The 12,321-nt window shown below is 63.0% G+C and carries 8 protein-coding genes and 1 pseudogene; all 9 read right to left on the minus strand.

Going from position 1 to position 12,321, the window contains the following annotated elements:
* Window positions 1-11: 11 nt before the first annotated feature.
* Complete coding sequence (gene tssK, locus E1B25_RS12300) at window positions 12-1,352, minus strand: type VI secretion system baseplate subunit TssK (protein ID WP_132829654.1); 1,341 nt, start codon at window positions 1,350-1,352, stop codon at window positions 12-14.
* 64 nt (window positions 1,353-1,416) lie between these two features.
* Window positions 1,417-2,943, minus strand: a complete 1,527-nt coding sequence (gene tagH, locus E1B25_RS12305) for a type VI secretion system-associated FHA domain protein TagH (protein WP_132829656.1) — start codon at window positions 2,941-2,943, stop codon at window positions 1,417-1,419.
* An 8-nt stretch (window positions 2,944-2,951) separates the two neighbouring features.
* The gene (locus tag E1B25_RS12310; protein ID WP_342635596.1) at window positions 2,952-3,245 is read right to left on the minus strand and encodes a PAAR domain-containing protein; all 294 of its coding nucleotides are present in this window, start codon (window positions 3,243-3,245) and stop codon (window positions 2,952-2,954) included.
* A gap of 23 nt (window positions 3,246-3,268) precedes the next feature.
* The gene (locus E1B25_RS12315) at window positions 3,269-3,862 is read right to left on the minus strand and encodes a DUF6931 family protein (RefSeq protein ID WP_132829659.1); all 594 of its coding nucleotides are present in this window, start codon (window positions 3,860-3,862) and stop codon (window positions 3,269-3,271) included.
* A gap of 11 nt (window positions 3,863-3,873) precedes the next feature.
* Window positions 3,874-5,967, minus strand: a complete 2,094-nt coding sequence (locus tag E1B25_RS12320) for a type VI secretion system Vgr family protein (RefSeq protein ID WP_132829660.1) — start codon at window positions 5,965-5,967, stop codon at window positions 3,874-3,876.
* 63 nt (window positions 5,968-6,030) lie between these two features.
* Complete coding sequence (locus E1B25_RS22550; RefSeq protein WP_342635597.1) at window positions 6,031-7,215, minus strand: type VI secretion system contractile sheath domain-containing protein; 1,185 nt, start codon at window positions 7,213-7,215, stop codon at window positions 6,031-6,033.
* Between the two features lie 2,172 nt (window positions 7,216-9,387).
* Window positions 9,388-9,861: pseudogene (gene tssB / locus E1B25_RS22555) on the minus strand (type VI secretion system contractile sheath small subunit); the annotation flags it as partial.
* Complete coding sequence (locus E1B25_RS12330; RefSeq protein WP_132829664.1) at window positions 9,858-10,703, minus strand: ion transporter; 846 nt, start codon at window positions 10,701-10,703, stop codon at window positions 9,858-9,860. The gene E1B25_RS12330 and the pseudogene tssB, both read right to left, overlap by 4 nt.
* 62 nt (window positions 10,704-10,765) lie before the next feature.
* Entirely contained in the window at window positions 10,766-12,319 is a 1,554-nt protein-coding gene (locus E1B25_RS12335; protein WP_132829665.1) for a hypothetical protein, read from the minus strand.
* Window positions 12,320-12,321: the final 2 nt, after the last annotated feature.

Genomic DNA, 12,321 nt, shown 5'->3' on the forward strand with positions numbered 1-12,321 from the left:
CTACCAGTCGCTCAGCTGTTACGGATCGCCCAAAGCTCCATCTTGAGCCCCGGGTACTGGCCCGAGACATGGACTGCGATGCCTCCGGAGGTGGTCATCTTGCTCCAATAGGGGCTGTCGGCATCAAGCTCGAAATAGACCACACCGGAATGATAGGGGATCTGGCGCGGGGCCACCGGCAGCGGCCGCAGGGTGATCCCCGGCAGGGCCGAGTTGACCAGTTGCCGGATCTCTTCGACCGGGCCAATCTTGGCCTGACCGGCGAAATGGCGGCGCACATCCTCGGACGGGATATCGGCATCGACCGCCAGCACAAAGCCGGCAGTGCCCAACAGCTTGCGATCGGCGATGACGCCGACGCTGATGCCGTATTTGCGCGCCTCCAGCTTGATCGGGACCGCCGTCTGCTCCAGCACCGACGACAGATATTGCCGCAGGGTGCGGATCAGCGGCGTGAAACAGGCAATTAGGTTGTCATGGGTATAGGGCGGAAACACCGGTGGCTGTTTTTCGGCGGTCATGAACACCGAAAGCTCGCCCGCCAGCCCGGCGCAGGTGCGAAACAGATCCTCGGGGTGCAGGTTTTCGATGGTCGCCATATGGCGGAACTGCGGGATCATCCGGTTCATGATGGTGAGCAGCAGAAAATCCGACACCTCGGCCACGCCACGGGCGGCACCGCCTTCGCTCAGACGCCCGGCAAGCGCCTGCATCCGATGCGACAGCAGCCCCTCCAGCTCGCGCAGGAAACCTTCGAGCGGCGGCGCCGCGCGGATATCGGTGCAGGCCGGGATGAAGGCCTGATCCAGCACGATTTCCTTGTCCGGGCGCACCTCGATGATGCGGGCCACGGGGATCGCCAGCCGGTCCGCCAGATCATCGACCGCAAGCGCGAATTGCAACCGCATCTTGCCGACACCCAGCACCACCGGCTTGCGCTCGGCGCTCATGGAATCGGTGACTTCCTGTTCCGCCGGGCGCAGCCGGCTGGCCGACATTTCAGCCCCCGACAAATCGACCTCGGCGGCGCCTTGGCGGCGCTGCGGCACGGTCAGGTAGACGACGCAATCCTTGATCGTTTCCGGCACCTCCAGCGCGGGCGGGTGATCGTCGGCCATGGGCACCCGGAACACGGTTCCGTCCTGGGTAAGCCCGGCGCAGGATTTCAGCGCGAACTGGCCCACTTTCAACACCTCGTGGTCGATCTCAAGCCCGCTGAAGCCCCAGCCATAGGGGCGCAGCCGACGCGCCAGCCCCGCGACCAGCGCCTCGGTATATCGGTCGGCCTGCTGGAAATGATGGGGTTGCAAAAACAACCCCTCGGTCCAAAGCACCTTGCTGTCCCAGGACACGGGGTATCCTCCATATTGTCGCCCTGTACGGGCGTCTTGTCATCGGTCACCGGGTACGCCGGCGTTATGGTTTGAGCTTGTTCATCTGATCCTGATAGGCGCGCGCGAATTCGCGGCTGAACAAGTCGTGAAAATCGTTTTCGGCTTCGTCCGAAATCTGTGAATAAAGCTTTTCGTAAACATCCCAATAGCGGGCCTTCTTGCCCTTCAGCAGGCTGCCAAAGGCGCCGGATGTCTCGATACGGTCGGCCACCTGTTTCGGATCAAGCCGCGTCAGCACCCCCTTGAGCGCAGCCTCCATGCCGGTGACCATCGCGATCTCATGCGCCTTGATATCGTCAAGCGCCTGCTCCGCTGCGGTTTCGGGGCTGAGATAACCCTTGGTGGCGGGGCGAACCATCGCCTCGACCGCCTGTTCGGGGCTGATCGAGAATTTCAACGGGTTGTTGCCACCCGCCCCGATCATCGTCTGTTCGATCCGGAACTCGGACTTGATCGAAGTGCGGGTCATCAGGATTTCACGCAACCCGGTTATGAGGATCTTCATCACCCGGCCCATGCGGCCCATGGCGAGAACCGTCTCGGCATCATCAAGCTTGAGCGCGTCAGCCCCCACCCCTTCGAGAAAGGCGCGCGCGGCATCCGTTCCAAGCACTTCGCCCCGCTCCGGGGTCGAGGCCAGGTGCGGGCGCGCCTCCGCGGGCGCGGGGGGCTGTGCGGCACCGGGGTCGAGATTCGGGGGCGTGCGGTGCAACACCTCTGGCTCCGGGATCGGGGGCACGGGGGGCAGCGCTGTTTCGGTCACGGGCAAGGGAGCGGGCGGGATCGGGGCCGGCTCGGGCGGAAGTGGCGCCGCGTGGCCAAGGCTAGGCGCCCCCAGATCGGCCCCCCCCAGCAGGTCGTCATCCCAATCGTCGGGGATCAGAGTCTGCCCCGAGGACGGTGTCGGGACGGCTTGCGGTGTGAAACTGTCGCTGGCCGAGGGGTTATGCGCGGGCAGGCTCGCCCCCTCGCCACCGCGCCCATCGTCGGGGCGGGTAAAAAAGGGATCGTCGTCGTCCTCCAACGGCGGCAATAGCGCGTCGATCGGGTCGGCGGGGTTGAGTTGCGCCGGACCTGTCGGAGGGCTGGAGCCGCCCAGAAGATCGTCAAGGAAATCGCCACCCGGCCCGGCATCGTCCAGCAAGCTGAGCGGATCGGGGGCGTTGTCCGCCACCCCGTGCGAGGCCGGACCCTGTGCCGCCGGACCCGCGATGGGGGTGTCGGCGGCAAGATCGGCGCCGATTTCGACCACCAGTTCATAGGGGCCAAGGCAAAGCACATCGCCACTGTTGAGCGGCGTGGGCGTGCGGCCCAGCGGGATCTTGGCGTAATTCAGAAAAGTGCCGTTGGTGGACAGATCGACCACCATCACGTTGCCATTGTGATCCTCGATTACGAAATGGTTTTTCGACAGGATGCGGTCGGGATCGGGCAGCACCAGATCATTGGCCGGGCCACGTCCGACGGTCAGGCTGCCGCCCTGCATGCGAACCGGTCGGGCATTGCCCGGCACGGTGCCCGAAGACTGGAATTTCAGCGTCACAGCCATGGTCGCTGTCAGCCTCCGGTCAGCACGGTGAATTCACCCTTCAGGATCGCGCCGCCACAGGCGCCCAGATCCCCGATCCGCGCCGCCGGAAGTTTGCCGATCAGCACGGTCATCGAACCTTTGACGATCGGGTGCGGCGGGGCCGAGGCATGCATGTCGGTGACCCGCGCCGCCGGAAGTTTGCCCACCAGAACGGTCGGCAGACAGGGCGGCATGATCGGCATCGGGGCTGGTGGCGCCGGTGGCACGACCACCACGGGCACATTGCACAGATGCAGATCGCTCAGTCTGGCTTGGGGCATTCCCATGTCGTGTCCTCTCTTGCCTAAGCTTCGCTCAACCTGGCCTTGCCGTTGCCGCCGCGACCGATGTCGAGGGCCCGGTCAACCAGCATCCATCCATGCTCTTCGAACCTATCAGACAATTCCCCCAGAGCCACCATATTCATGGCAAAGGCCGCCGCCTCGGACGCGCCCGCAGGGGCGGGGTATTGCGCCAGATCGCCCGGCCCAAGCGTCCCGTCGGCATAGAGCACGGCGGTGGCGCAATGCACTGTGTCATCGTCGACATAGGCATGATCGAGCGAGTTGCGGGCCGCGCAACGGTTTTCCTCCGACGGGCTATAAACCCAGACCTCCGAGGTGGTCAGCGAGGGCGGATCATTGTCCGAGCGCGGCCCGATATAGTCGCGCGCCGCCATGCAGGCCCACCACACCCGTTCGCGCGGCGGCAACAGGATCGCCAGCAACCGCAACAGGTCGATCAGCGCGCGTTTTTCATACAGCTCGGCCAGAACCACCTCGGCCGGGGCGCTGGCCGGCGCGTCAAGCCGGGTCTTCAGGATCACGTTGCACTGCGCCAGTTGCTTTGCCACCGGATCACGCGAAAACTTGCTGAACTCTTGAAACTTTTCACTCATGTCAGCGCGCCCTAGTTAATCATCGTCACGCCGCCCTTGAGGACGAGCATTGCTTCACCCTTGACGGTCGTCATCGGGCTTTTGACTTCGGCCATGCCATCGGCCTGGATTTTGATCATCGGGCCCTTGATGGTTACACCGGAATTGTCGATTTTGACAGAACTGCCGCCGACCTTGAGCAGGATTTCAATCGCGGCGGTCATGGTGATCTTGCCGGATGAGACATCGACGGTCATGTTTCCGCTGGTGACCGTGGTGCTGTCGTTACCGGTGATCGTCTTGGTGTGCTTGCCTTCGATCTTCTGGGTCTTGTCCTGCTTGATCTCCAACAGCTGACTGCCGCTCTCGATCTTGTATTCCTCGTCGCCCTTCTCGATCGTGTAGTAGTGGTCGCCCTCCTGAATGGTCTGGGTAATGTGGTTGCGCACCACCTGACTCAGGCTGCCATCCTCGTCATGATCGCCGGTCTCGACATCGTCCAGACCGATGGTGACCACCGATTTGTTCTTGATCAGCGCCTGGTGATCTTTTTGCGCCTGCACGCGCATCAGTTCGGCATCTTTCTTGTCGTCGAACATCAGTTCGTGATAGCCGCCGCCGCCCTTGGAGGAGTTGGTCTTGATCCCCATCTGGGTCTGCTCGGCAGGGTAGTCATAGGGCGGCATGGTTTCGTTATTATACAGCATGCCAGTGCAGATCGGGCGATCCGGGTCGCCCTCTTCGAACTGGATGACGACCTCTTGATCCATGCGGGGCACGGCGACCATGCCCCAGCCCTTGCCCGACCACGGGGTCACAACGCGGACCCAGCAGGACGCGTTTTCGTCGCTCGTGCCGACCCGGTCCCAGTGAAACTGGACCTTGATGCGACCATGTTCGTCGGTCCAGATCTCTTCGCCAGCCTTGCCGACCACGGTGGCGGTGTGCAGGCCCGGAATCTCGGGCCAGGGCGTGACCAGCGGCGCGCGGTATTGTTCGGTCTTGGGGATCGCGCCAAAGACACAGGCATAGGCATCGCCCGCGACCTCTTCGGGGACATCGGCATTCTGCGGCTTCAGATCGTGGCGCAGATCGCTTTCTTTATAGTCGGTATCCACCTGCAGATAATGCACCGCTTCGGTGATGATATAATCCGAATTGGCCTTTGTGTCCGGGTGATCCTTGAGCTTGAAACTGAACCCGGTCGCCAATGTGCGCACGCTGCCGGCCCCGCGCCAGCGCTTGTGGGTGATCGCCTCGGCCTCCATCCGCACGCGGGCCCGCTTGTTGCCAAGCCCGGTATCCTTTCGGTAATGGCCGGGATAATCATAGATCTCATAGGCGTTATGGCTGTGGCTGCCTTTCTTGATGACCTCGGCCACCTTGAGATCGGCACTTGGCGAAAGAAAATCATAGTCGGTCAGCGTGACCTTGCCGGTGGTCAACTGCTCCTGCTCGCTCCATTCGGCGATATGATCGCCGCGGCGGCGGTCATTGTTGTCGCGGGCGTGATAGCGCAGCGTCGCATCCCCCGACACCGGCGAATGGCCGTTGACCCCATCGCTCAGCACCATCGTTTCCGAGGTCGATGCCGCCTTGTCGGAATCGAAATAGTAATAGATCCCCTCCTCCTCCATCAGGCGACAGATAAAGTCGAAATCGGTTTCGCGGTACTGTACGCAATAGCCGCGTTTCTCATAGGTCTCGCTCAGCCGTTTCTGGAAATCAGAGAACCCGTGGTCATTGAACACCTCTTCGATGATTTCCAGCGCCGATTTGTCCTGAAAAATTCGGCAGTTGCGCGCCCGGGTCAAAAGCCAGGCCCAGGGGCGCACCTCGGCCACGTACTGGCCATATCCGTCGCGAAAGCCGAGGTTTTCAACCGAGATGCAAAGGCCCTGAAACTCCCGTTCCTTCTGCGCCTCGTCGATCATGTGCAGCCGCATGGGTTTGCCGATAAAGTCCTTGAGCTCCAGCACCTTGTTTTTGGATTGAAATTCAATCGTGGTTTCGGTCAACGTGCTGAGCCCCTCGCGCACGATGGCGCGTTTGAGCGAAATGTCCTTGGCCGCATAGCCGCCTGACATCCAGACGACATCTTTCTCGTGTGATTTACTCTTCGCCATGGCCTGTCCTTTCGTGACGGGGCGCGACGCGCGTTACAATTATCTTGGATCTAAAAATCTTCATCATAAATCGTCCAATAGTGCGGCAAGGTCGGCGTCCATATCGCCGATCCCGCCGTCGTCCTCGTCCCCGCCCGGATCAAGATCGTCGCCAAAACCCGAAAGCAAGTCATCGAGATCATCATCGCCCGTCTCGTCCCCGTCCAACTCAAGCTCGGACGTATCGTCATCCGCGCCGGAAGTGGGGGGCGCGGCAGGGATCGGTGGCGAGGCCTCGGGCGGGGCGACGCCCGTCCATGGCCCCAGAATATCGCCCCCGGCAAGCGACTGGAACGAGGCCAGTCTAACCTCATCCCGGCCCTTTATCGAGACCACAGGCATAAACCCGCGCGCCATGGCAAATTCCACCCGCGACTGGGTCAGGTTGCGTTCGGTGCAGGGCAGCGCCACCTGATCGCCATAGCGGTCGGTGACATAGTGATAGGGCATCCCGCCCAGCGACATCACCGACCCCAGCCCCATCGACGGCCCGTTGCGGCGAAAGGATTGCGCCAGCAAGATCGCAGCCAACACCGCCGGATTCGCCCAGAGCAGGCCAGAGAGCCCCTCTTGCGTGGTGAATTCCTCGAATTCGAATTCATGGATCGGCTCGGTTTTGGCGCCATAGGGGCGACGCAGCAGAACGCGCGGGGTCAACAGGCCCAGATGCCCGGCCTCGGGCATGGCGCGCAGGGTGTCCCAGGCCGTGGCCACCAGCGGCGGGCGATCGCGTTTCTCGACCTCAAGGAACCCGGGCGAGATCGCGGCGAGGAAGGGGGCATCCACATGCGCCGCGACGCGGGCGATCCGGCCCAGCAGCTCGGCATGGGGTGGGGTTTCCTCAAAGCTGTACAGCCCGATCAGCGCGGAGTAACCGCCGCGACCGTTCTCTTCATCCAGCGGCTCTTCGGTCAGCAGGCGGGCGAAGCCGCTTTGCGACAGGTCGTCATGGGTTGCCAGATCGGCGGCGATTTCCTCGGCGGACACGTCATATAGCATCAGTTCAAGCGTATCATCCGTTTCGACCGAGCGCGCAATCAGGTCGAGCGAACGCCACTGCGCCTCAAGCGACTGGAACTCAGGATGATGCAGCAGCAACCGCATGGCCGACGACAGCGCCCGGTCCACCGCCGCCGTCATCGCCGCCTCGTCAGGATCCGGCAGCGCGCGAATATGTGGGCCGACGATGCGGGCGATCAGATCGTCCATCGGCGATGGCGTGGCCGGTTGCGGCCGGGTGGCGCCGATCAGGGTCTGGAAATCGCTGAGCTTGAGGTCGGCGCGCACCGCATTGCCGCCCGAGCGCGCGTGCGGCGGCCTGACCGGGCTGCCATAGGCCGCGCCCCAATCCCGTAGGCGCTGCGCCGCGCGCTCGGTCGTGGCACCACTGGCCAGCTGCCCGCGCAGCCCCGCCAGTTCGGAGAATATCTCAACCTTTTCGTACAGTTCATCCGGGTGCAGATCATCCAGCCCGGTGAGCGGAACCGCGACGCCGCCACCCTCCCGGCCCAGCGGCAACACCAGATCGGTGGCAAAGTTTTCGATGATCTCTTCGACCGTATCCGGATCAAGCAAGGTGGCGCGACGGGTGGCCAACGCCTCGCCGGTCTCGATCGCGCCGCGCGCGGCACGGCCCGAGAAATCGCCAAGAATGGCGATGCGAAAGCGTTTGCGGGTGAGCCGCTCGGCGGTGGGGCGTTCGGTGTTGAGCGTACCATAGGCAAATTCAGGGGCACCGGTGAGGGTGGCACCAGAGGGAGCCTCCCCCTCGTCACCGCCCAGATCGCTGTCCAAATCGCTACCCAGATCACCGCCCAGATCACCGCCCAGATCCCCCAGCAGATCGTCGAGATCATCGAAGTCTGTGCTGTCCGCGCTGACCGCCGTCGGCCCGGCCTCATCCTCGCCAAGATCGCCAAGCAGATCATCCAGATCATCGAAGTCTGTGCCGCTGTCACCGCCCTGCCCGGTCTCGTCCGGGGGGGAGGATGCGTCGTTTGCCCCCTCCAGATCGCCGTCCAGATCGCCGAGTAGATCGTCAAGATCATCACTGCCGACCTCCTGCGCGGCAGACTCTTCGCCCTGCGCTCCAAGATCAGGGGCCTCATCCCCCAGATCCCCCAGAAGGTCATCAAGGTCGTCACCGGCAGCATCCAGATTGACCTCCTCCGGGGCGGCAGCAGCCAGATCGGCAAGCAGGTCGTCAGTGTCGCCCGCGACCTCCTCCGGCAGATCCAGCGCCGCAAGGCTGTCGAGGGCGCTTGTGCTGTCCTCTTCCACAGTCTCCTCCGGGGCGGCGGTGGCCAGATCGGCAAGCAGGTCGTCGGTGTCGTCCGCGACCTCCTCCGGCAGATCCAGCGCCGCAAGGCTGTCGAGGGCGCTTGTGCTGTCCTCTTCCACCGTCGCTTCCGGGGCGGCGGTGGCCAGATCGGCGAGCAGATCATCGGTGATGTCCGCGACCTCCTCCGGCAGATCCAGCGCCGCAAGGCTGTCGAGGGCGCTTGTGCTGTCCTCTTCCACCGTCGCTTCCGGGGCGGCGGTGGCCAGATCGGCGAGCAGATCATCGGTGATGTCCGCGACCTCCTCGGGCAGGTCCAGCGCCGCGAGGCTGTCTAGGGCGCTTGTGCTGTCCTCTTCCACCGCCTCCTCCGGGGCGGCGGCGGCCAGATCGGCAAGCAGATCATCGGTGATGTCCGCGACCTCCTCCGGCAGATCCAGCGCCGCAAGGCTGTCGAGGGCGCTTGTGCTGTCGTCTTCCGTCGCCTCCTCCGGAGCGGCGGCGGCCAGATCGGCGAGCAGATCATCGGTGATGTCCTCGACCTCCTCGGGCAGGTCCAGCGCCGCAAGGCTGTCGAGGGCGCTTGTGCTGTCGTCTTCCGTCGCCTCCTCCGGAGCGGCGGCGGCCAGATCGGCGAGCAGGTCGTCGGTGATGTCCGCAACTTCCTCGGGCAGGTCCAATGCCGCGAGGCTGTCGAGGGCGCTTGTGCTGTCGTCTTCCACCACCTCCTCCAGGGCGGCGGCGGCCAGATCGGCGAGCAGATCATCGGTGATGTCCGCGACCTCCTCGGGCAGGTCCAGCGCCGCGAGGCTGTCGAGGGCGGCGGCGGTGGTGTTGTCCGCCGGGGCCGCTTCCGGAGCGGAGCTGCGCAGGGCGTCCAGCGCGCCGCCGATCTCGTCCGAGGCGACATCCGGCGTCGGGGCGGCGGATTTCAACGCGCCCAGCACTGCGGCGGCACTGTCCGTTTCTGTAGCCGGTTCAGGCGTGCTGGCGCGCAGGGCGTCGAGAGTGGCAGCGGTGTCGTCCTGCGTCCCCTCTTGCTGCGGGGTGAGGGCGCGCAGGCTGTCAAGCGCGGCGCTGTGATCCGCGCCCCCGTCGGCCCCTGCCAGCGCGCTAAGAAGCGAGGGGTCGGCGAGGATCTTTTCGATCAAGGATTCGGCCCCCGCCTTGCCGTCCATATAGGCCATCAGATTGGCAAGCTGAGTGCGGGCCTCGAGCAGCGGGCGCAGCGCATCGACCTTGGAGGCAATGGCAGCGGGGCTGAAATCGGACATTTTCTCGAAGGTCAGATCAACTTCGAGATTGCCCTCGCCAGTGAGCGTGTTGGGCACGGCAAAGGCGACGCGGGGGGCCATCGCCTGCATCCGGTCATCAAAGGTGTCGACGTCGATGTCGAGAAACTTGCGCTCGTCGATCGAGGGCTGTTGCACCCGCGACTTGCCTGCCAGATCGCTCATCACGCCCATGACAAAGGGGAGCTGAACCTTTTTCTGCGCCCCGTAGAGTTCGACATCATATTCGATCTGCACCCGTGGCGCGCGGTTGCGGGCGATGAATTTCTGCGACGTGCTGCTCATGATCCGCTCCCTTTCAGCGCGGCCAGATCGGCGCGCAACGCTTTAACCTCCCGGTGCAGATCAAGCACATGGGCCCCCACCACATCGGTTTCCGACCGCACCAGATCGCGCAGCCCCTCGAATTCGGCCTCGGCCTCCTCCTCCACGGCCGATTGCATGGTGTTGACCAGCAGACCGATAAAGAGGTTGAGCACGGAAAAGGCGGTGATGACGATGAACGGGACAAAGAACAGCCACGCCATCGGAAACTGTTTCATCACCGGGCGCACGATGCCCATCGACCAGCTTTCCAGTGTCATGATCTGGAACAGGGAATACAGCGATCCCCCCAGCGTCCCGAACCATTGCGGAAAGGCCGCGCCGTACATCAATGTCGCCATGACACCGAAAACATAGAACACGATCGAGATCATAACGATCACCGCGCCCATCCCCGGCAAGGCATCCAACAGCGCCTGCACCACCGCGCGCATCTGCGGGATCACCGACAACAGCCGCATTGCCCGGATCACCCGCAGCCCGCGCAGCGCCGAAAGCCCGGCCCGGTCGGGCAAAAGCCCCAGACCGACCACGACGAAATCAAAGATGTTCCAGGCGTTAGCAAAAAAGCGCAGCCCGTAGGCAAAGAATTTCAACCCCAACTCTGCCACGAAAAAGGTCATCACGGCGTGGTCGATCAGCGTCAGCGTGCCGCCAATCTCGGCCCGGACAGTGGCCGAGGTCGAAAGCCCCAGAGTGATGGCATTGAAGATGATGACGCCCAGAATCGCATTGTGGGTGCTGCCGCGTTCCACAAAGGCGCGCACCCTGTCCTGAAGCGTCGTGGGGGCTGTTTCGGTCATCTGTTTGCTGCCGACCTGATCTGTGATCTGGGCCCTGCCCCAAACGGGACAGGGCGGTGAATTTATCCGATGGTCGCTTCGAGCTGGTCCTTGCCTTCGCCGAGGATGTCATTCATCAGCCCCAGCCCGGTATTGAGAGACTCCAGCGTGCTTGCCGCCTCTTTGAAACCGACGCCGGCATTCGCACCGGCGAGCGTCAGGTTGATGACGGCGGGAAAGGCGCGGTCAAAGATATCGGCGTATTTCGGGTTCTGCGCCTTGAGCGCGTCCAGCAGCGTTTTCAGCTTGGGCGCGTTCTTGTCGGCATGGGTGACCCGGCCCATCATGTCAGAGCAGCCATCCAGCGCCTTGTCCAGCGCCTTGCGGGCCTTGCGCAGCTTGTCGAGATAGCTGCGCGCCTTGGCATCGCTCGATTTCTTGAGGATCTTTTCCAGCTTGTCGCAGTCGTCCAGCGCCTTGGAAATCGCCGCCGACAGCTTGCGCCCGCCAACCGCCAGACCGGCAACCTTGTTTTGCCACAGGCCGTAATTCTTGTCGCATTTCGGCAGGGTGGCGACAAAGGGGGTATCGGTTCCCAACAGTCCCTTGATCACGCTGCCGGTCATCTCGCTCGCGCCTTGCGCGCCTTTCTTGGCCTCGCCAAGCACGGTCTGATAACGTTTCTTCAGCGTGGCAAGATCCCCATCCAGAACCTTTTCGACCTTTTCGGCATCGCGGGCAGCGTCCTTGAGCTTGTCGGCCAGCGCCGCGACCCCGCGCACAAGGCTGACAATGCCCAGCACCAGAGAGGCCCCGCCGGTGGCCACGGAGCCGGCCACGCCAACCGCACCGCCAGCCACGCCAAGCACGCCCAGCGTGATGTCAAAACCGGTCTTGATCTTGTAATCCTTGTACTGCGCCTTGCGCTTTACAAAGGCCTTCCAGCGGGCGTCAGGGATCTTTTCGAAATGCGATTTCGAGGCGGTCAACACCTGTTTTGCCTTGGTATCGAACAGCCCGTAAATGCGCTGTTTCTTGCCCGGGTCGGTTTCCTTGTCGGCGGCAGTCTCGATCTGTTTCATCAGCTTGACCAGCGCCACAACCAGCTTTTTGGTCAGGTCGTTGGCATCATCGACCATCTGCTGCGGCGTGACGTAATCGCCTTCGGCTTCCAGCACATCAAGCAGATCCTCGTTCAGCGTCAGCTTGAACTCATACCCTTTGATGTCCTTGACCCAAGACGGTTTGTACGCCTTCAGCAGCTCCGTACCGAGATCCTTTTTCCAGATCACCACGCTCTTGCCGAGCTTCTGCTTGGGCGCGCCCTGGGCCGCAGGGCGCGCGGCGGCCTGCTTCTGTTTCGCCTTGATCTCGGTCTCGCGTTTCTGGATCACGCCCGGGTATTTCTTGAGCGCGGCGATGGTTTCGGCGTGGGATGACGCGCTGCAGCCCTGGATCGCCACCACGACCTTTTTCTTCACCTCGCTCAGCGCCTTGAGCATGCGGTCGTAATCCATCAGGTCTTCGGCGACCTCGAAATCCTTCAGCGCAGTGCCGAGGCCGGATTTCTTCATCGTCTTGGCCTTGTTCTTGGACCACCATTTCTGGTTCAGTTCCGGTACAGCATTCTTTTTCATCG

The organism is Antarcticimicrobium sediminis (genome assembly GCF_004348975.1).
GTDB classification, from domain to species: Bacteria; Pseudomonadota; Alphaproteobacteria; order Rhodobacterales; family Rhodobacteraceae; genus Antarcticimicrobium; species Antarcticimicrobium sediminis.